19 protein-coding genes are annotated in these 21634 nt (G+C 42.9%); 14 read left to right on the top strand and 5 right to left on the bottom strand.

The features are described from left to right. Positions 1 to 102 precede the first annotated feature (102 nt). From OCU87_RS09675 to OCU87_RS09650, 6 genes are all read left to right on the top strand, one after another. Positions 103 to 648 (top strand): lecithin retinol acyltransferase family protein, encoded by a 546-nt coding sequence (locus OCU87_RS09675; RefSeq protein WP_062690587.1) that lies wholly within the window; start codon positions 103 to 105, stop codon positions 646 to 648. Between the two features lie 117 nt (positions 649 to 765). Then, positions 766 to 1047 (top strand): polyhydroxyalkanoic acid system family protein, encoded by a 282-nt coding sequence (locus OCU87_RS09670; protein ID WP_062690692.1) that lies wholly within the window; start codon positions 766 to 768, stop codon positions 1045 to 1047. A 266-nt stretch (positions 1048 to 1313) separates the two neighbouring features. Further along, positions 1314 to 1958 (top strand): phasin-related domain-containing protein, encoded by a 645-nt coding sequence (locus OCU87_RS09665; protein ID WP_094957234.1) that lies wholly within the window; start codon positions 1314 to 1316, stop codon positions 1956 to 1958. A gap of 80 nt (positions 1959 to 2038) precedes the next feature. Continuing rightward, positions 2039 to 2398 carry a phasin family protein gene (locus OCU87_RS09660; RefSeq protein WP_062690588.1) on the top strand — a complete coding sequence of 120 codons (360 nt, stop codon included), beginning with the start codon at positions 2039 to 2041 and terminating at the stop codon, positions 2396 to 2398. Between the two features lie 308 nt (positions 2399 to 2706). Then, the gene (locus OCU87_RS09655) at positions 2707 to 3642 is read left to right on the top strand and encodes an alpha/beta hydrolase (RefSeq protein WP_062690589.1); all 936 of its coding nucleotides are present in this window, start codon (positions 2707 to 2709) and stop codon (positions 3640 to 3642) included. 119 nt (positions 3643 to 3761) lie between these two features. Continuing rightward, the gene (locus OCU87_RS09650) at positions 3762 to 4115 is read left to right on the top strand and encodes a YajD family HNH nuclease (RefSeq protein ID WP_062690590.1); all 354 of its coding nucleotides are present in this window, start codon (positions 3762 to 3764) and stop codon (positions 4113 to 4115) included. Between the two features lie 114 nt (positions 4116 to 4229). Here OCU87_RS09650 and OCU87_RS09645 read toward each other — a convergent pair whose 3' ends face one another. The 5 genes from OCU87_RS09645 to OCU87_RS09625 form a co-directional block, all read right to left on the bottom strand. Continuing rightward, positions 4230 to 4823, bottom strand: coding sequence for an FMN-dependent NADH-azoreductase (locus tag OCU87_RS09645; protein WP_261857001.1), 594 nt, complete (start codon positions 4821 to 4823; stop codon positions 4230 to 4232). Between the two features lie 347 nt (positions 4824 to 5170). After that, a complete protein-coding gene (rsmF, locus tag OCU87_RS09640) occupies positions 5171 to 6601 on the bottom strand; it encodes a 16S rRNA (cytosine(1407)-C(5))-methyltransferase RsmF (protein ID WP_062690592.1) in 1431 nt (476 codons plus the stop codon). A gap of 165 nt (positions 6602 to 6766) precedes the next feature. Further along, positions 6767 to 9391: an MlaD family protein gene (locus OCU87_RS09635; protein WP_094957236.1), complete on the bottom strand. Its 2625-nt coding sequence runs from the start codon at positions 9389 to 9391 to the stop codon at positions 6767 to 6769. Further along, positions 9375 to 10568: a paraquat-inducible protein A gene (locus OCU87_RS09630; protein ID WP_261857000.1), complete on the bottom strand. Its 1194-nt coding sequence runs from the start codon at positions 10566 to 10568 to the stop codon at positions 9375 to 9377. The genes OCU87_RS09635 and OCU87_RS09630 overlap by 17 nt, the downstream gene beginning before the upstream one ends. A 90-nt stretch (positions 10569 to 10658) precedes the next feature. After that, positions 10659 to 12491, bottom strand: coding sequence for an ABC transporter ATP-binding protein (locus tag OCU87_RS09625; RefSeq protein ID WP_261858365.1), 1833 nt, complete (start codon positions 12489 to 12491; stop codon positions 10659 to 10661). Between the two features lie 83 nt (positions 12492 to 12574). Between OCU87_RS09625 and OCU87_RS09620 the strand changes: the two genes are divergently transcribed. From OCU87_RS09620 to OCU87_RS09585, 8 genes are all read left to right on the top strand, one after another. Then, entirely contained in the window at positions 12575 to 13033 is a 459-nt protein-coding gene (locus OCU87_RS09620; RefSeq protein ID WP_261856999.1) for a GAF domain-containing protein, read from the top strand. A gap of 111 nt (positions 13034 to 13144) precedes the next feature. Further along, a complete protein-coding gene (gene proQ / locus OCU87_RS09615; protein WP_094957239.1) occupies positions 13145 to 13789 on the top strand; it encodes an RNA chaperone ProQ in 645 nt (214 codons plus the stop codon). Positions 13790 to 13806: 17 nt separating this feature from the next. After that, positions 13807 to 15807: a carboxy terminal-processing peptidase gene (prc, locus tag OCU87_RS09610; RefSeq protein ID WP_261856998.1), complete on the top strand. Its 2001-nt coding sequence runs from the start codon at positions 13807 to 13809 to the stop codon at positions 15805 to 15807. Positions 15808 to 16001: 194 nt separating this feature from the next. Next, a complete protein-coding gene (locus OCU87_RS09605) occupies positions 16002 to 16667 on the top strand; it encodes a lipocalin-like domain-containing protein (protein ID WP_062690594.1) in 666 nt (221 codons plus the stop codon). Between the two features lie 324 nt (positions 16668 to 16991). Then, a complete protein-coding gene (locus tag OCU87_RS09600) occupies positions 16992 to 17657 on the top strand; it encodes a GntR family transcriptional regulator (protein ID WP_157072622.1) in 666 nt (221 codons plus the stop codon). Between the two features lie 77 nt (positions 17658 to 17734). After that, complete coding sequence (gene prpB, locus OCU87_RS09595; protein ID WP_261856997.1) at positions 17735 to 18604, top strand: methylisocitrate lyase; 870 nt, start codon at positions 17735 to 17737, stop codon at positions 18602 to 18604. A gap of 112 nt (positions 18605 to 18716) precedes the next feature. Next, entirely contained in the window at positions 18717 to 19877 is a 1161-nt protein-coding gene (prpC, locus tag OCU87_RS09590; RefSeq protein WP_261856996.1) for a bifunctional 2-methylcitrate synthase/citrate synthase, read from the top strand. A 68-nt stretch (positions 19878 to 19945) separates the two neighbouring features. Further along, a complete protein-coding gene (locus OCU87_RS09585) occupies positions 19946 to 21397 on the top strand; it encodes a bifunctional 2-methylcitrate dehydratase/aconitate hydratase (protein WP_261856995.1) in 1452 nt (483 codons plus the stop codon). Positions 21398 to 21634 lie beyond the last annotated feature (237 nt).

Here is a 21634-nt window from a genome sequence, read left to right as displayed (position 1 = left end):
TGATTTATTAAAATCCTAAAATTGAGACAAAACGGTGTTCTGAGGTGAAACTGGAAATTTACAGCTAAACTTTTTACGTGATAGTGAGTTTAAAGGCAAATCATGGAATCTAGAGCGTATCCCATCGGAACTGTTTTAAAAATTCGTTGTACATCATATTGGCATTATGGAATGTCAGATGGTAGAGGCGGAGTAATACATAACTCTAAAAAACGTCGGCAAGTTCAATTTGATACAATCGATGAGTTTGCAGAGGGACGTGAGGTTATTGTGAGTTCAATCACAAGTAATAACCCAAAGCTGGCATTCTTACATGCTAAAAAGTTCGTTGGTACGCCCTATAACATCTTTACACAGAATTGTGAGCAGTTTGTTCGGCAAGCCCATGGTTTACCCGTGGAGTGTACGCAATTCCAACGGCTGATGGTTGTCGCATTTGGCGGTTATTTAGTGGTTGGTGAAAAAAATCGTTTTATAAAAATAGCTGGACTAGGGATATTGGCTGGTAGTTTTTTGTCGCCTTCAGAAAAAAGCCCCTACCACAGAGCAATGAAAGGAGCGGTAATTGCTGCGGGTGGGGCGTTGTGGGTAAGTTCAATAGCCAAAGGTGTTTTTCGTAATAGAAATTTAAAGAGATCCGACCTGTAACACAGAAAAGAGTTAAACTAATTTGTAGAGTATATCGCCTTACCAGCGAATATACCGTTTGAGTAAGTATTTAATTAGTTAGACTATTGGTAGTTACACGACTGAATGGAAGCAACTGTGACAATTTTTATTGAACGAGAACATGACCACCAGTTTGACCATATTGCCGCTTTATCTGAGAGCATCGCGGAAGAATTAGCGCAGGAATATGGTATTCGTTGGGGGTGGAATAATGAGAAGTTAGAAATTCGCCACTCATCAGCCCGTGGTTTTATGTTAGCAGAAGACGGAAAAATAACGATAGAGCTACGTTTAGGTTTTGCTGCGAGTTTATTTTCTTCATCTATAGAGCAAAATATTGTACAGCGCTTAGATCAACTCCTGACGCCTGATTTCTAATACTAACGGCGATGCTCTCTGGCTCTTATATCAGCAGCATGCTTAGTCTTATCAGCATGCTGCTTTTTGTTTTATTAGTTATAAGCAAATACACTTTTCCTCCCTATATCACGCTAAAAATCGCAATCTCCTAAATATTTGATCTTGCCCACAATAAATTTCTTATTTAGTAAGAACACTCTAATTGAAATTCGTATTCTGTAGTTAAGCAGTCAGGGAAACAACTGGCTGACAACAGTTGTAATTCATGTAAGGAGAGCACACTCATGGGCATCTTTAAACGTACATCAGGCGAATCAAACAAGGTGGCGAATAGCCCAATGCGTGACGCCATGGTCTATAACATTTGGCTAGCTGGATTAGGCGCTTATGCAAAAAGTGCTGAAGAAGTTAATCAAATTTCTAGCAAAGGCATGAGCCTTTTTGATGAGCTAATTGAGCGCGGTCGTGAAGTTGAATCAACCACGAAAGAGCGCGTACATACAGCACGTAGCCAAACAACCGTGGCTATTGAAGAACGTGTACATCAAGTGGTTCAAAAGTTGGTGGGTTTAGATAATGAACGTCTAGACCAAGTTGATGACAAAATTGATCAACTAACAGACACCATTGAGAAGTTACTTGTTCGTCAGCAGGAAGCCGCGAAAAAAGCGCCGGCTAAAAAAGTGGAAGCAAAAAAGCCCGCAGCTAAGGCTACTACGCGTAAGCCAAGTGTTGCACGCCGTAAGCCAGCGAAAGCCGCTGAGCCTAAAGCACTAGAAACTAAACCTGCTGAAGCACCAAAAGAAACAGTTAAACCTGTGACGGAAGTGAAACCAGTAATTGCAGCACGTCCAGTGGTTCAAGCAACACCTGAGAAACCAACAGCTAAACCTGTTGAAGCTCAGAAAGAAGCAGCAAAACCAGTATAAGTTCTAACTCTAAAGCAGTGGCAGCTTGCTTTGGTATTGATTAATCATAGAACCAGCGCTTGACGCAGGGGGATAGCAAAATGATCGATAAAACAGTAGTGAAAGCGGCAAAAAATGTCGTAGAAAATGGTGAAGGTGTTGCACGTAACATTTGGCTTGCAGGCCTAGGTTTATACAGCCGCACCCTTGAAGAAGCACAACAAATCAACGAAAAAACAACAACTGTTTTTGACGAGCTTGTAGAGCGCGGCAAAGAAGTTGAGATTGAAACAAAAGAGTGCATTGGTAAAAATGCAGAAAAAGCGACTGACGAAGTGGAAGCGGGCATGAATGATTTATTCTACCGTCTAAGTGGTGTCGACCGTGAAAAACTAGAGCGTATGGATGATAAAATCGACAAGCTAACAGAAGCTGTCGAAAAACTGGCTGAAGTACAATAATTGCCAGTTTAAGACTACAGCGGAGAATGCCAGCCTTGAAGCTGTAGTCTTTTCCTAGCGTTTCAGCGACGTTAGGGTTCAGAGGCACGTGAGCCATGCATGTGCCTCTTTTTTGCATTTATCAAACATAAAAGTGCCACGGTATACAAAGAAAAAGCGGGTCATGTAACGTACTTATGACATGAAAATGTATTATTTTTGTCACGAGTCTCGTAGATGTCATTGACCAACTAAGCTGTGAGCTTCTACGTTTATATCAAGGTTGTTCCTTTTTAGGAGCCAACTGATACTGAACTAAGGTGGTGGTTATGGATAGTTGGCGTAATCGTGCATTCAATAAGTTACTTTATCGTGTAATGCGACAGCGACTTGCTCGCTGTAATTCAACATTAGAAATGCGCGAGCTGATCTTAAATATTGATAATTTTGGAGCGTTAATCTCGACTCCAAAAGGCCTTGACGTAACACCCACTAAATTTGCAAATGTTGGTTGCGATTGGGTCGACATGCCCAAAAGTAGTGGTAACAAGATCATATTATATTTTCACGGCGGTGGTTTCTGCTTTTATAGCCCAAACATTCACAACGCCTTTGTGGGGCGATTAGCCCAACAAACCAAATCTCGTGGTTTGATGATTAATTACAGCCTTGCACCTGAAAAACCGTACCCAGCGGCTTTAGATGAGTGCTATGCCGTATATCAAGCACTACTTGTGAAAGGTTACCTGCCGCAGAACATTCTTTTTGCAGGGGATTCTGCTGGGGGCAATCTCGCGCTTGCGACGCTCTTACGTTTACGTGATATGAAAATGCGCATGCCTGCTGGCATTGTGTTGCTATCGCCAGTCACTGATATGGCAGTAACGGGAGAGTCGGCCTTTGTGAAAAGCAAAGATGACCCATTTTTTGATCTAAGCAGTTTATTGTTAATGCGGAATAATTACTTAGGTAATAACAACCCTTGCGATCCAGATATCTCACCATTTTATGCTGAGCTAAATGGATTGCCACCGTGTTTTGTTACTGCAGGAACAGAAGAACTACTGATGGATGATGCGATCCGTTTAGCAGAAAAAATGGGAGAAGCGGGAGGCGACGTGACACTGAATATAGTTAAAGGTGTGCCACATGTGTACCCGTTGTTTTACCAGTTGAATGAAGCTAAAGAAGCGATCAAATTGATATCACAATTTATGAATGATTCGCTCAAAAAGAGTGACGGTGTCACTAAAAAGGCGAGTTAATAGTTGGCTGTCATGTTCGATGGCGTATAAGACCACATTTTATGTGCGAAATACTATTAATCTAGTAGTGAATTGCGGTAAATTCGCAGTGTTGGATTTACAGATTATCAGGGTTACTTATGTCATCAGATTATAACGGCACTAGTGCTGCATATGCACGTCAAGAGCAAGGCTACCGAGAGAAAGCATTAAAACTATACCCTTGGGTATGCGGCCGTTGTTCACGCGAGTTTGTGTATTCAAATCTTCGTGAATTAACCGTTCACCATGCTGACCATGACCACACCAACAACCCAGCCGACGGTAGTAACTGGGAACTGCTTTGCTTGTTTTGTCATGACCATGAGCATGAAAAATACACAGAGCATGATCAGCAGTCAGGCAGTGTAGTCAAAGCGGGTGAAAACGACCATGAAGCGGCAACGTTTAACCCATTCGCTGATTTAAAAGCGATGATGGAAAAGAAAAAATAAGTCATACACAGACTTAAGCAAAGAATTCATTTCTTATGCAATCATAAAAAACGAGGCTTTTGGCCTCGTTTTTTGTTTTTACCATAGGATCGTATTATCGATCTGAATCTATGATTAAGCGCTTAGCTGGGCTAGAGTGCTTTTTGCGTCGGTGATTGATTGTGACGCTAGTTCATCACCCATCGCAAGCGCTTCACCGTAAACAAACTCAACATTGTCTAGACCAACAAAGCCAAGAATATTCTGCAAGTAAGGTACAAGCGTGTCAGATGCTGCGCCTTTGTGAATGCCGCCGCGTGTTGTCACAACAATCACTTTTTTATCTTTAAGTAAGCCTACAGGGCCTTGCTCTGTGTACGAGAAGGTAATACCAGCACGTGCAATTAAATCGAACCAGTTTTTAAGTTGAGTCGGAATAGTGAAGTTATACATAGGTGCAGCAATGATAATGGTATCGCTGATCTGTAGCTCTTCAATTAACTGATCTGACATTGCTAGTGCAGCTTGCTGTTTCTCGCTTAGATTGTCACCACCACGAAGTGCATTCGCGACATCTGCATCTAACATTGGTACTGGGTTTGCAGCTAAATCACGCTCAATAATTGATTGTGTTTTACCTTCCCAGCTTGTTAATAAATGATCGATTAATGCGTTTGACTGTGAATAGCCACCAAGGATGCTTGATTTAAGAACTAGAACGTTAGCCATTATTTTTTCCTACATTAAATGCTTTTTTGCGTAGGCATTAATATAGATTTCTTGTGTGAGAAGAAACAGCTCAAAAGCTTGGTCAACTTGTTCAAAAAAACCGAACGAGTATTCAAATATCTTGGCAGTTATTGTTCAAAACTGAACTGCAAAGGTGACTGTTGGTGGGTAACAGGCAAAAAATAGCCCGAAACGACTCCTGTCTCGGGCTTAGGGGAATGGCTCTCGTGAGAGCCTTGCGCTAACTGGTTAGTAAATGGAGATCAATTACACTATCAATGTTAGTTCACGCAGTACAATTTACCAGTTTTAGCAATGAGAATTGGAATCAACCTAAATACAGTCGATTAGATATCGAATAAATTGGTGTCTCGAACCATTTCTCGTGGCAAACCATTTTTGATGCGGTTGCCGACCCATTTGCCAATGCCAATTGGGTAATCTCGGTAGTTTACGATGACTTCCCCTTTACCTGAAAGGTCCTCTGGGCGAATGTCTCGGCCCATAAACCACTCTTTAGCTTGTTCCGCCGTTAGATCAACCGATACGCTTTCTTGACCTGATGCTAGGGCCATGATCGCTTCGTGTTGCCAGCGATAGCCTTTTTTATGTTGTTCTGCCAACTTAATGCCCATACGCTGAAAACGAATTTCAGTGAGTAGTGGTTTTAAGTTTTGTGGGAATAACCACAGTTCTTTGTCGCGAACCCAGACATCGCTTTCGTGCGGTAGGGTAATATCCAGCGTTGCTTTCAGGCTTGCTGCAATATCTTGTTTGTCTTTTTCAGCCAAGATCGAGAAGGGGAATTTACCCATACGTTTTTTGACTTCAGGAGACTCTACCGAAGTCAGTTTTCGAATGCGGGCAACAAAGAAGCCTTCGCTATCAAAAATCTGGGGGTAGACATGCAAGAAGCCTTCTTCTGTTGTCGATTGTGCTGCCCCGTCGAATAAGTCATCCAATGGTTCAAACTGTACGGCATCACCAAAGGTCTCTTTCAAGAAGTGACATACCTGCTGATTTTCAGTTTGGTTGAGTGTGCAGGTTGAATACACCATCACACCGCCCGGTTTAAGGGCTTGAAATGCACTCACAATCAAGTTGCGCTGTACTTCAGCAATACTGTCGATAGATGCTAATGACCAGTTCGCCATTGCATCTTCATCTTTACGAATAGCCCCTTCACCTGAACAAGGCGCATCCAGTAAAATAGAGTCAAATGCTTCAGGTGCCCACCCGCCAAAGACACAACCATCAAAGTGCGTCAATGATGCGTTATACACACCACAACGTTGTAAGTTAGAGTGCAACACTTTGATACGGCTTGCTGCTAGCTCATTGGCGACTAATGCCCCTTTGTTTTGCATCGCGCAAGCAATCTGAGTGGTTTTAGAACCCGGTGCTGATGCCATATCCAACACGCAATCTAATTGATCGTTGTTTTTAAGAAGTGCAGTAACAGGCATCATTGAGCTGGCTTCTTGAATATAAAAAAGCCCAGCAAGGTGTTCTGCTGTATTGCCAAGCGAGACGGTGTTTTCATCTTCTCGTTCAATCCAAAATCCAGTATCACACCAAGGTACAGGGGTTAATGTCCAATCTTTGTCCGCAACACGGGCTAGGAAGTCTTCCACACTGATCTTTAAGGTATTAATACGAATACTACGTCGAAGTGGGGTCTTACAGCAGGCGAGAAAATCATCCATATTCAGGTTTTCTGGCATGGTTTGACGAATAAGTTCGATGAAGTCTTCAGGGATATAGATTTTTGAATGCAAGGGAGTATCTCGATAACAGGCATTGATGGGCGAGAGTGTATATCAAATCACAGCGTTAAGCATCTATGGCAATAGGCAGTATGAGGTAAATAGGTTTAAGGGAATAAAAAAGGAGCATCGAAATGCTCCTTTTAGTAGATCATTAGTTAACTTTTGCGAATGTCGTTAATCGCGCGGGATCGCAGTGCGCCAATCTTTCCACTCAGACTTCGCCTGTTTATGAAGTAGGAAGTGTGAGTCCGCTTTAGCAATAGGTGCTAGTGGGTGAGCTTCTGGTGTCGCAAAGGCAATGCCACCACGGATCAAACTATCGACGGTACCGCTATTGACGGTTGCGCCAGTAATGCCAATCGATACATCAAACCCAGAGACATTCCAGAACACGCTATCTTTACGAACAAGATGGCGATATTTCTGTTCTATTTGTGCTTCAATCATTACGCGATCGGCTAAATCACCAAGGCTAACTTTTACAACTTGGCCAACTTGGATATCGCGGTAAAGCAGCGGTGTCCCTTCGCTTATTGAATTACGCTTCTCGCTTTCCAATACCACGGTAAGCCCTGAGTTTAATAACTCAGCACTGCCAAGGTTAAAGGTCTGCTGTTTAATACCTTTTCCAGGGTCCACTGAAATATAAGAGCTTAATAAGCTGTCCAAGTTTTTAGTTTCAGTCAGGCTCAGTTTCGGCTTCACAATCCAGAAGTAGCTGCCCGCTCGGGCGATAACGTCGGCAAACTGAGGGAAAAGGCGAGCGCTAATGTTCACATTCCCTTTGTCGAAATTAGGCGTAATAGTCGTAATTTTACCAATGGCAATGCCTTGGTAACGGATTTCAGTGCCTACAGCAAGTGCACGAGCATCGCTTGCCGTTAGTTGGATTTCTTGTCCGAAATTACGAGCATCCTTTAAGCTAGAATAAAGCTTAAAGCGACCATTTTGTTTGTTACTAACACCATCAATATCATCAAAGGCGACGCCGCCTTTAATTAATGTTGCGACAGGGGAGGCGGTAATTTTTACGCCACTTAAACCTGCCTCAACCTCAACGCCAGAACGATTCCAGAAAACCGTATTTTGGGTAACTAAATGGCGGTATTTATTTTCAATGTTTAACGATAAGGTTACGCCAGATGCAGTTAATGCGTAGCTTGTAACTTCACCGACTTGTAGGTTGCGGTAGAGTACAGGGCTACCTTCAGAAACTGGTGGTAGTTCGTTTGCTACTAAGGTGAAGCGAGCAAAACCTTTTGCTGTCTCTGCTGCTAGTGTTGCTAGGCGTTCACTGCTATATAAAGTGTAATTTTTCGCGATTTTCTTACTGCCGCCACTGGTGAAACTAATGCCGTTGCTGATCAACTGTTCTGCCGGTGGCAAGCTAACATCTAACCCTTTGCTGCTTAGATTCGCTTTAATGCCACCATCTATATAGAAGCGACTGGCTGAACCAATAAGCGATGTATATTCAGTATTAACAATAACGCTAAAGCGCACTTTGTCTTTTTCTAGTTTTACATGGGTTACACGGCCCACGGCAATACCACGGTGCAGAATTTTCGTACCACGCTTGATGCCAAAACTACTATCAGCATATAAATCGAAAGTGGCTACACCATGTTGTTTCTCTTGCAGCTCATCTTTGGTGATTGCTTTAAATAACCGACTTGGTTCGCCTTCACCTGGAATAAGGGTAAGGAAGTTACCGCGTACCAAGTTACCAATGTTTTTGACACCAGTGAGCGATAATTCAGCTTCTTCAAGTAGTAGGCTTGAACCGCTGTTCAGTAAGTCGCTCATGCTAGGTTCAATTGCTGCGTGTGCGATGATTTTGCTGCGTGCTTCATCAAGGCGAACATCTGAAATTTGGCCAATTTGAAGGCCGCGATAAACAATCGGAGCACCGCTTGCGCTGATGTTACTGTTTTCTGGTAGTTCAACTTTAATCGCGATGCCACGGCCTGCGGTATTCAGGTCAGGGTATAAGCGGAATAAATGGTTATCTTCAATAGCTCGACCTTCATCGGGTGAATCAAAAGCGATAGCACCAGCGATCATGGCAGATAAGCTTTCAAACTGAACATCAACGCCATTGAAGTTGATGTTGGCACTCATACCGCTGACATTCCAAAAGCGGCTTTTATTGGTAACTAAATCGGCATATTGCGGCTGAATTAACACATCAACAAGGACACGTTTATTATTGTTACTTAAGGTGTAGTTGTACACTTCACCAACAGGGATCTTCTTATAGAATACTTGGGAACCAATACTGATTGAGCCTAAGTCAGGAGCTCGCAGCTGAATAGACAGCCCTGCACCAATTGGGGTGTCAGACGGTTGGCCATCGAGAGCGGTAAAGCTTTGCGTTGCTTCACCTTCACCCGGTTGTAGCGCGATATAGTTACCTGATACCAAAGCATCTAAACCTGAAATACCAGTAATAGATGCTTTCGGTTTTACTAGCCAAAAGCGTGTACCAGTATTGAGTGTTTGAACGGCTTCTGGATAGATATCGGCTTCAACATAAATACTTTCGAGATCATCAGATAGCGTTACATCGCGTACTATGCCGACTTCAAGTCCTTGATAGCGAATTGTTGTGCGCCCTGCAATTAGACCTGCCGCATCATTAAAATGAATTTGAATCCGCTGACCTGCATCATTTACGGCTTTAAAGACCAGCCATCCAGCAAGGGCAAAGGCTAAAATAGGAAGTAACCAAAGGGGAGATACCGACCTATCGCGGTGAATATCTACTGGTTCTGGTTGATTGTTATTTCCGTTGTTCATAGTTATCCCATATTAAGCGCGAATCTAAACTTTCTGCTGCAAACATAGTTAGCACAACCACAATCCCGAATGAAACAGCGCCCGGGCCTGGTGTGAAATCGAGTATTTGTCCTCGGTCAATCAAGGCCACCATGATGGAAATTACGAATAAATCCATCATTGACCATTTACCAATCCACTGAATGATCCTAAAAAGGCGCATACGAAAGCGGTGGTGAATACGACGTTTAAACTGAATACACAACAATATGTAGGCCAGTCCCACTATTTTGGCGACTGGCACAACAATACTAGCGATAAAAATAATGGCTGCGATGCCGGGCATACCCGTTTTAATCAAGTGAGCAACACCTGAAAAAATGGTGTCTTCGGCACGTTTACCATTATTTAAAAAGATCGAAATAGCGAATAAGTTCGCTGGGAAAATAAAAATAGTCGCTGAAATTAAATACGCCCATGTTTTTTGAATCGAATGGGGTAGGCGTGCATGCAATGGGCTATGGCAACGTGTGCAATGGCTGTTCGTTCCTTGACTGAGGTGGCAAGAATGGCAGTGATGCACTAGCTCATCAGGATTATGAGTTGTTTCAGGTTGCCATGCTTCCCAATAGCGAGTTGGGCTGATCCGTGTAAGCAGTAGCAGCATCAATATTTGAAGGATGACAAGGCTAATCAACCCCGGGCCAATATAAATGTCAGCATAGTCTTGAACTTTAAAGCAAGAAATTCCAAGGCTGACAAGAAACACTTCATACATAGCCCAGTGTTTTAGATGTTGGATGATCCACATTGAAGATTTGAATAGCCGAAAGTGCTGAATTTTTAAGCTTACTTGTGCAGTCATAACTGCCAAGGTCACTAAAAGAGGGGCTATGGTGCTACAAAATAAAATCAAAAAGGCAACAGCCGGAAATTCAGGTGCTAATGTGATAGTCCCTGCAGGTAATGTTGCTGGGATCATCTGCCCAAATAATCGGATAGTGATCATGGGGTAAATATGTGCCGGAATAAAAAGAATTAAACAGGCTAATGCAATAGCAAACTCCCCCGTAAATCGGGTAAAGCCACCTCTATATAAACGTGTTTTACAGCGAGGGCAGTAAGCACTCTGACCACGAAGGGCGACGTTAGGCATCACTGGCAAGTCACAGCCTGGACACAGGCGAGCCGTCGACATGGGTTGGTTAATCCTTTAAGTCTTTCTGAAATTTTTCTTATCCAGAATGGAATAACCGCTGCATAAGCAGCGGTTTAAAAGAACACTATATTATTTTACGTTGACGCTGGCTATAGTGAGCGGTTGATTATCTTCACTCTGCTCGTGATTGGATGACTGTATCGAACCATACAAGGTTTGATATAGGCCCTCTTTTCGAACCAGTTCATCATGTGTACCAGCTTGGCTGAGTTTTCCGTCTTCAAGTACATAGATTATATCTGCTTGCTTAACGGCAGATAAACGGTGCGCCACAATTAATGTCGTTCTATCTCGCAAAAATTGATTAAGTGCCGTATGTAAAGCAGCTTCTGTCGCGGTATCTAAGGCTGATGTTGCTTCATCTAAAATCACAAAATCAGGGTTTGCCAGAACCATTCTTGCAATCGCAAGACGTTGACGTTGCCCACCTGAAAGGCGAATACCTTGGCGACCAATCTCAGTATCTAAACCATGCGTAAGCCGTTTAGTTACGTCCGTTAACTGTGCAATTTCAAGCGCCTGCCATAGGTCACTATCGCTATATTCAGCACCTAATGTCAGATTATGCCTCAGTGTGTCATTAAATAGAACGGGCTGTTGTAAAACGACCGCCATTTTTTCACGCAATGCCTCATAGCTGACATCTTCAATGCGCTCACCGTTGATCAATAGGTCGCCAGAGTCTTTTTGGTAGATACCTAATAGCAGCTGGATAAGGGTTGATTTACCACCACCTGATGCTCCAACTAATGCGACGCGTTTTCCGGCTGGAATCGTTAAGTTTAGGCCACGTAAGACTTCTTTATCGTCATCATAAGAAAAATGGACATCACGCACATCTATCGATAAAGCTTGGTTTGGGGTGAACGGGTTAACGGTCGCTACAGGGCGGACTTCTTCTTCCAATGTCATCAAGCCATTGAGGCGGTGCATAGCAGCCGAAGCGCTATACCAAGCAAATTGAATCCCGAGTAACTCTTGGACCGGACTTAACATAAACCAAAGGTAACCAAAAACAGCGAACATCTGTCCAATCGTTAAATCACTGAATATCACCATTAACATGGCTGCGGCACGGAATAATTCGAATCCGACTAAGAACAATAGGAATGAAACACGTCCAGCTGCTTCTGATTGCCATGCGTATTTGTCTGCATTGTGGCGAATCTCATCGGCACTTGATTTTAACTGCGTTAAAAATTCTTTCTCACGATTAGCGGCTCGCAGCTGATACAGACCATCAAGAGTTTCTACTAAGCGTTGCTGGAATTTTTCAAATGCTTGGTTTTCTTGTTTTTTAAGGTTCTTAACACGGCTACCCATTAGACGCGAAGCGTAAACAACAATCGGGTTCACCAATAAGATGAATAAGCCTAACTGCCAATTTAACCAAAGCAAAATACTCGCGGTACCAATAAGCGTTAGTAAACTCACTAAGAATCGGCTGAGTGTATCGCCAACAAATTTATCAATGGTTTCAATATCAGTAATTAAGTGCGATGTAATACCGCCGCTGCCGCGTTCTTCGTACTGCCGCATACTGATACGGCCTAATTTATCGATCAAGCGTTGACGGAGTAGGTAAGTTACGTCTTTAGCTACCAAGGTAAATTGGCGGCTTTGTAGGATGTTCAAGACTTGGCTAATAATGCGCATGATAACGATCATGACAAGTACAAGGATAATATAAGCGCCAGCCTCTTGAAGAGATTCAGGTAAAAAGGCGTTTAAGAAGGCAATGCCATTGGCTGGTTTATTAAGTAATACTTCATCCACCATTAATGGCATTAATAGTGGAATAGGAACACTAACCAAGGTTGCAACGATAGCGATAAGGTTAGCGGCAATTAATCGTGGTCGATGACGTTTTGCTTGCTTTAATAGCCAAGACCAGTTAATCATTTGATTTACAGAATCTTTCACGGTGATAATGATTCCTATTATTAACAAGATTCACATTCTAGCGGCTAAAGAAGGAGTAAGCCATGGAAAATAAACTCGCGTTTTATAATCGTTTAACAAAACAAGCTGTCGCTATCATAGAAGATGAGCCAGATGTCATTGCTAACCTCTCTAATATTAGTGCGTTACTCAACATGGAGTTAGAGGATATTAACTGGGTTGGCTTTTATTTGTTAAAAGGCGAGCAGTTAGTATTAGGTCCATTTCAAGGAAAAGTGGCTTGTGTACGTATTCCGGTAGGGCGAGGGGTGTGTGGTACTGCTCTTTCAGAAGACACAGTTCAACGCATTGATGATGTTCATCAGTTTGAAGGGCACATTGCGTGCGATGCTGCGAGTAATTCTGAAATTGTGATCCCGTTCCGAATTGGTGGCGAATTGTACGGCGTGCTTGATATCGACAGCCCTATCTTGTCAAGATTTGACCAATTTGATGAAGAGGGTCTTGTTTCTTTCATTAATGCGCTACAAAAACACCTCTAATTTCATGCTTTCGGTGGTTTTTCAACGCTAGGTAACTATAATAGCGCAAACTATTTCTTTTTGAACAAAGCACTAACAGCGAGATGGTCTCGCTTTAAGTCAGGAAAATCCATGGAAAACTCTGAAAAGTTAACGAACAGTAAAGAAGTTATTGCGTACATTGCTGAGCGTTTCCCGAAATGTTTCTCTGTTGAAGGTGAAGCTAAACCACTTAAGATTGGTATCTTTCAAGATCTAGCTGCGCGTCTAAGCGACGACCCTAAAGTAAGCAAAACATTATTACGTACAGCTTTACGTCAATACACTTCTTCATGGCGTTACCTTCATGGTGCCAAAGCTGGCGCAAACCGCGTAGACCTAGATGGCAACGCATGCGGTGAGCTAGAGCAAGAGCATATTGACCATGCACAAAAAGCGCTAGAAGAAAGCAAAGCAAAAGTACGTGCTCGTCGTAAAGAGCAAGCAGTTGCGAAAGCCGCTGTTGCTAAAGAAGGTGAAGCTAAAGCGAAAAAAAATCGCACAAATTCAGCTAAACCAAAGAACACTAAGCAAAAAACGACTAAGCTAGATAAAAAGCCTGTTGAAACAACCCGTGCTCTAAACGCTGACGAAGTTAAAGTTGGCAAAGATGTAAATGTGAACATGGGTACCGGCAACATGCCGGCAACTATCGTTGAAATCAATAAGGACGATGTGCGTGTACGTTTGAGTAATGGTCTAACTATGGCTGTTAAAGCGGAGCACCTGCGTTCGTAAAGGAGAATGCTCGACGTATGAAATGTCGATTCCGTTTCTCACTGATCGCTGCCGGCATGATGCTGGCAGCATCAGCGCAAGCCCTAGAGGCTAAATACTCATTAAGTGACTTGCCGCAGTTAACTGCTGAAAAACAACATGCGACAGCTAGTAAGCGTATTGCATCGCGTTTTACACGTTCACACTACAAGCAATTTGCACTTGATGATCAATTCTCAGCTAGCATGTTTGACCGTTACGTCAAAATGTTGGACTTCAATCGCAGTTTCCTAACGCAATCTGACATTCAGTCTTTTGATAAGTGGGAAGATCAATTTGATGATCAGCTCAAATCGGGTGATTCATCAGCTGCTTTCAATATTTTTAATACAACACTTCAACGTCGATTCGATCGCTACCAATACGCGTTGTCTTTGCTTGATAGAGAAATCAAATTTGATGCCGATGAAAGCATTACAATTGATCGCTCTGAATTAGCATGGGCAAAAGACCGTAATGAGCTGAACGAAATTTGGCGTAAGCGTGTTAAATATGATGCATTGAATCTAAAACTCGCAGGTAAAGAGTGGAAAGAGATCAAAGAGACATTAGGGAAGCGTTATAACAACGCTCTTAAACGTCTAACACAATCGCATAGCGAAGATGTGTTCCAGATCTACATGAATGCTTTTGCCCGTGAAGTGGATCCGCACACCAGTTATCTATCGCCACGTAATGCTGAACAATTCCAATCGGAAATGAACCTTTCTCTAGAAGGTATTGGTGCGGTATTACAAGTTGTCGATGATTATACTGTGATTCGTTCACTGGTTGCTGGTGGTCCTGCATCTTCATCTAAACAGTTAACTGCTGGCGACCGCATTATTGGTGTTGGTCAGGAAGGTAAAGATATTGTCGATATTATCGGCTGGCGTCTTGATGATGTTGTTCAGTTAATCAAAGGACCGAAAGGTAGTAAGGTTATTCTGGAGATCTTACCTGAAAGCAAAAATGCCAAAAGTTACGATGTCACTATTACGCGTGACAAAATTCGTTTAGAAGACCGAGCGGTAAAATCAGAAGTTAAAGTTGAAGGCGGTAAGAAAATTGGTGTGATTGAAGTACCAAGTTTCTACGTTGGCTTGTCTGAAGATACTAAAAAAGAGCTTGCGTCACTGAATGATCAGCAAGTCGACGGTGTTGTCATTGATTTACGAAACAATGGTGGTGGTGCGCTAACAGAGGCTACAGCATTAACGGGTTTGTTTATTAATGGGGGCCCTGTTGTACAGGTTCGTGATAGTTATGGTCGCGTGAAAGTGAACGGTGATTCTGATGATCGCGTTTATTTTGATGGCCCATTAACGGTATTAGTGAATCGTTACAGTGCATCGGCATCTGAAATCTTTGCAGCGGCTATGCAAGATTACGGTAGAGCAGTGGTATTGGGTGAACAATCATTTGGTAAAGGTACAGTGCAACAGCATCGTTCATTAAACCATATTTATGATTTGTTCGATAAGCCACTTGGCCATGTTCAATACACGATTCAGAAATTCTACCGTATCAACGGTGGTAGTACGCAAAATCTAGGTGTTGTTCCTGATATTAGTTTCCCAACGGCGATCGATCCTGCAGATACAGGTGAGAGTGTCGAAGATAACGCATTACCTTGGGATAGCATTAAACCTGCGGGTTACCAGAAAGTTGATAACTTCTCTTCGGTATTACCGTCGTTATCTACTAAGCATGAAGGTCGTATTCAGAAAGATATGGAATTTGGTTTCATTCTTGATGATATTTCGAAGTATCAAGCTGAGAAAGATATTAAGACAATCTCGCTGAATGAAAAAACGCGAATTGCAGAACAAGACAAAGATGACCATGATCGTTTAGCTCGTTTGAATAAACGCCAGAAGGCGGTAGGTAAAAAACCTTTTGCTTCACTGGACGATGTGCCAAAAGATTATGAAGCGCCCGATGCGTACTTAGATGAAGCAGTGGCCATCACTGTGGATTTAACCAATACGCAAAGCTAACGTTATCTGAAAAAGACAATGAAACGGCCCTGATAGCAATATCAGGGCCGTTTTTTTATGCAGGTGCTATGCAATAAATTTGTATCAGCGATGAGATAACGCTAACTAAAATGTGATTTATCTCGAAAGTTTGTGTTCGATCTAACAATCAGGACTAGGGTTTTATATAAGCGTTCGTTTTGTGAGGTCGTGCTATGAAAACATTACTCGTCACTTTTGCATTGTTCATCAGTACTTGGAGTTTCCAAGTTGCTGCTGAAAAGCTAACAGAGTTTGATTATCCATTATTACTTGGTGATTGGTATTGGTTTAGTACTAACGATGAAGGTATAGAAAGCGAAGGTGAAAGCTATACAGCGATGAATATTAAGTTTACGTCTAACTATGACTTTGTTGTGCGTTTACTGCGGGCCGACGGCTCGGTTGATCAGTGGAAAGGTCAATACGATGTTGATGAAACAAACATAATATTTCGGTCGAGTGACCAACCCGAACAATTGCACTCGTACATGCTTAGCTACAATCAGTTTGTACTCGATGGTGCACGATTCACTAAATTGGCACCAGAGAACCTCCCTGGACAGTGGCATGCCTCTCGTATATCGGGAAGTGATGTAGATGAACATATTACTGGTTTATCTATTCTGTTACGCCCTGATTTCTTATTCTCGGTAGAGGTTAAAGGCACTGACGGGAAGATGAAAGAACACCGTGGTATCTACTATCTTGAAGACAACAATATCGTCCTACTTTATGAAGATGGTCAGCATGAAAGCCAGTATAAATTAGGGGCGGATAATACGCTGACATTAAGTAATAAGCAGTTTGGTATGGAAGCGATAATGCAGCGAGAGTATTGATATAGCACGAAGAATCGACAATAAACTCAATTTCGATCGTGATCTAGTATCATAAAGTAGAACGCTTTATTTATTGAATCAAACGCCGAAACACATATGTGGTTCGGCGTTTTTTATTTTCCTTTTACTAACCGAGATAAGTAAAAATGGTTAGGTGCTTTTTAGCATCGAACCAACAATAAAAAACATGAAATTAACATTTTGTTTACAATTTATTTGTATTTTATGCGATATCTGACTATTTTTGTTTTTAGGCGGGCTGATTGTCGACAATCTTTGTCGAGAGGCTGTGTTGATTAGCTTTTAGTAAAAAGGATAGCAGTAGTGGTTACGGTGAAAGAGTTGACTAAGTCAGAGGATCTGACAGAACGGTTGATTGAATGCATTGTTAATGGTGAATATCCCGCAGGCAGTAAAATTGCAGAATCCGATCTTGCTAATACTTTTGGTGTAAGCCGAGGGCCATTGCGTGAGGCTTTGATGCGGGTTGAAGCGCTAAGGCTCATTGAGCGAGTGCCGCATGTTGGCGCACGAGTTGTCGAACTGAGCCAAGAGAAGCTCATTGAAATTTATGCAGTGCGTGAAGCCTTAGAAGGAATGGCAGCACGACTTGCTTGCATTCATATTTCTGACGAAGAAATTGAAGGATTACAGCGCTTATTAACGACCCATCATCAACATATCGAAAAGGTTGAAGGCGCTTCTTATTTCCATCAGCAAGGGGATTTTGATTTTCATTATCGGATCATCAAAGCCAGTAGAAATTCCAAACTGATAAGTCTGCTGTGTGATGAGCTCTATCATTTACTGCGTATGTATCGTTATCAATCTCCACGAGCGCATTCTCGCCCAAGCCAAGCCTTGAGTGAACATGCTCAGATCCTCGCTGCAATAAAAGAACGCGATGGTGAACTAGCCGAAATGTTAATGCGCCGCCACATTATGCGAAGCCGCCAATTGATAGAGCAACAGCTGCTGATAGAAGAATAAATTTAATGCCTGTGAGTAAGACTAATCACAGGTTTAGAGACAGACTTTCACTTAAGTGATGACAAGGAGAGAGCATCATGACACCCGGAAAGCGATTTCGACACGCGGTAGCGACAAACCATCCGCTCCAAATAGTAGGGGCAATAAATCCGTATTGCGCAATGATGGCAGAGCAAGTAGGGCATCAAGCGATCTATTTATCAGGGGGCGGTATTGCAAATGCGTCATACGGTTTGCCTGACTTAGGGATCACCACCTTGAATGATGTGCTTGAAGATGTTCGCAGGGTGACGGCAGCCTCTTCGTTGCCACTATTAGTCGATATAGACACTGGTTTTGGTGGGGCATTTAATATTGCGCGTACTATTCGAGAAATTGAAAAAGCGGGTGCAGCAGCGGTACATATTGAAGACCAAGTAGCGCAGAAACGGTGTGGTCATCGTCCTAATAAAGCCATTGTTAGCCAACAAGAAATGGTTGATCGCATTAAAGCCTGTGTTGATGCAAAAAGTGATAGCGATTTTGTTGTCATGGCGCGCACAGATGCACTTGCGGTTGAAGGCATAGATGCGGCAATCGAACGAGCCATTGCTTGTATTGATGCGGGGGCAGACATGATTTTCCCCGAAGCGATAAACACGTTAGAGCAATATAAACAGTTTTCATCAGCAGTTGATGTGCCTATTTTAGCGAACATAACCGAATTTGGGCAAACGCCATTATTCTCAGGTGAAGAGTTAGCAGAGTGTGGTGTTGATATGGTGCTATACCCGCTTAGTGCTTTTCGAGCCATGAATCAAGCCGCGCTTAATGTCTATCAGCATCTCAAAAATGACGGCCATCAGCGGCAGGTTGTTGATGCCATGCAAACCCGAGAAGCGCTCTATCAATTCTTGGGTTACCACCAATATGAAGAAACACTCGATAAGTTATTCACAAAAAAATAGCCTAGAAATAAGGGCAGAAAGTAAGTCATTAACTCGTTCTCTAATTTCATTTCATTTCATTTGTGCAGTGAAATTTAAGTATTCATAACGTAATCGACAAAAGGAGTTTGCTATGCCAATACTCGCCGTAGCTGATATAGAAAAGGATAATAGTCACGTTGGTGGTGCAGGACTGCGCGGTCAAAGTGCGGGATCAACATCATTATGTACAGTGGGTAAAACGGGAACTGGGCTGACATACCGCGGTTACGATATCACTGATCTGGCACACAATGCTGAATTTGAAGAAGTTGCCTATTTATTGTTGAAAGGAAAACTGCCTAATCAGCAAGAGCTGGATGATTACAAGCAGACTCTAATTGCCAAGCGTGGGTTACCTGATGCTCTCAAGCTAGTGTTAGAAGCTATACCTGCCACTGCACACCCTATGGATGTAATGCGCACGGGTTGCTCTATGTTAGGTAATTTGGATCAAGAAACTGACTTTAACCAACAGCAAGATAAAACAGACACCTTACTAGCGATGCTACCCGCCATTATTTGTTACTGGTATCGCTTTAGCCATGACGGTGTACGCATCGACACGGCATTGAGTAAAGAACCTTGTATTGGTGGCTATTTCCTTGAAATGCTGACGGGTAAAAAACCGTCTGCAATGCATAAACAAGTGATGCATTGTTCGCTTGTTTTATATGCAGAGCATGAGTTTAACGCATCTACTTTTGCTGGACGCGTTTGTGCATCAACATTGTCAGACCTTCATTCTTGTGTGACGGCTGCAATTGGCACGTTACGAGGGCCGCTGCACGGTGGGGCAAATGAAGCCGCAATGGCGATGATCCAACAATGGCGCACCCCCGATGATGCAGAGCAAGGCATCATGTTTATGCTGGATGGTAAAGATAAAATCATGGGTTTTGGCCATGCTATTTACCGAGAATCTGATCCTCGAAATGCGCTAATCAAAGAATGGTCGCGCAAGCTAGCGAAGAATGCGAAGGATCCACAATTGTTCGATATTTCTGTGCGTGTTGAAGAAGTATTAAAGCGTGAGAAAGGTTTGTTCGCCAATGCCGATTTTTTCCATGCTTCTGCTTACCATTTCATGGGTATTCCTACTAAGTTATTCACGCCTATCTTTGTCATGAGTCGAGTAACGGGTTGGGCTGCGCATATCTTTGAACAACGCGCGCATAACCGAATTATTCGCCCAAGTGCAGATTATGAAGGGCCAGAGCATCAAGATTGGTTGCCCATTGAAGAGCGAGACTAAAGTGCGGTGTGTAAATTCAATAGATAAGATCACAGCAGATAAAACTAAAGGATTAGAAAGGATAAAACATGAGCATGAACGTAGATATTAATGAACGTCCCGCCCCCGATGCATTGTTGGTAAAGATCGCAGACTATGTCGCTAATAGTGATATTCATTCAACAGAAGCCTATAACACGGCACGAAACTGCTTGATGGATACTCTAGGCTGCGGCTTATTAGCGTTGCGCTTTCCTGAATGTACCAAACATTTAGGTCCGATTGTGCCGGGTACAACTGTTCGGCATGGTGCACGTGTTCCTGGCACATCGCATGAACTTGATCCTGTGATGGCGGCATTTAATATCGGCTGTATTATTCGCTGGCTGGATTATAACGATACTTGGTTAGCCGCAGAGTGGGGACACCCTTCAGATAACCTTGGGGGGATTCTTGCGACAGCGGATTACTTGAGTCGAGTTGCTGTTGCAGAGGGGAAAGCACCGCTCACTATGCGCGAGGTATTAACAGCCATGATCAAAGCCCATGAAATTCAAGGAGTGCTGGCATTAGAGAATAGCTATAACCGCGTGGGGCTGGATCATGTGTTATTAGTACGTGTTGCTTCCACAGCGGTCATCACGAAAATGCTCGGTGGTAGCCGTGACCAAATTATTGATGCCGTTTCCCAAGCATGGGTTGATGGTTGTTCACTTCGCACCTATCGCCATGCACCTAATGCGGGGTCACGCAAATCTTGGGCTGCGGGTGATGCGACTTCTCGCGCAGTCCGACTTGCCATGATCACCATGAAAGGCGAGATGGGGTTACCATCGGTATTAACAGCGCCGCAGTGGGGCTTTTACGATGTTCAGTTTAAAGGCGAGCAGTTTAAAGTTAATCAGCCGTTTGATAGCTACGTGATGGAAAATGTGCTGTTTAAAATTTCATTCCCAGCCGAGTTTCATGCGCAAACGGCGGTTGAGTGCGCGGTGACGCTACATCAACAAGTGAAAGATCGCCTTGATGATATTGAGCGGATTGAAATTACCACGCATCAATCTGCTATTCGCATTATTTCTAAAGTGGGTGATTTGGCCAATCCAGCTGATCGCGACCACTGTTTACAATACATGATTGCGGTGCCATTGATTCATGGTGATTTAATGGCCGAGCATTATGAAGATGATTTTCATCGCGGTGATCCCCGTATTGATATGCTGCGTGAAAAAATGCAAGTACAGGAAGATAAGCGTTACAGCGCAGAATACCTTGAAGACGATAAACGTTCTATCGCTAATGCAATACAAGTGTTCTTCACGGATGGCAGTTCGACCGAGAAAGTCGCCGTTGAATACCCAATAGGGCATCGCCGTCGCCGTCAAGAAGGGATACCTGTATTAGAGCGTAAGTTTGTCCGTAATTTGCAGACCCGTTTTCCTGCAGTAACCAGCCAATCTATTTTTGAATTATGCAGTGACCAAGCCAAGTTAGAGTCAACGCCGGTGAATGAGTTCATGGCGATGTTTGCTATTAATTAATGAAATATCTGTGGTTGTATTAAGCGTTGTTTGCGTAGTTGTTCGCATGGTTGTCTAGCATTGCGGGACTATCACTAGTCGCTTTACCGATTTAAACGCCCAATCTACTCGATTGGGCGTTTCAGTTTTAATTCCGTGAGTTGTAGATACGCCCACATAATCAATACAGCGCTCATTTCTTTCTAGTGAACAGCATTACCCAAGCCAGATACGATTAGCAAGCTTTAATGTGCTCTG

The sequence above is a fragment of the Photobacterium sanguinicancri genome (genome assembly GCF_024346675.1).
Classification (GTDB): Bacteria; Pseudomonadota; Gammaproteobacteria; order Enterobacterales; family Vibrionaceae; genus Photobacterium; species Photobacterium sanguinicancri.
Note: the sequence above shows the minus strand (reverse complement) of the source record. Positions and strands in the feature narration are given on the sequence as shown.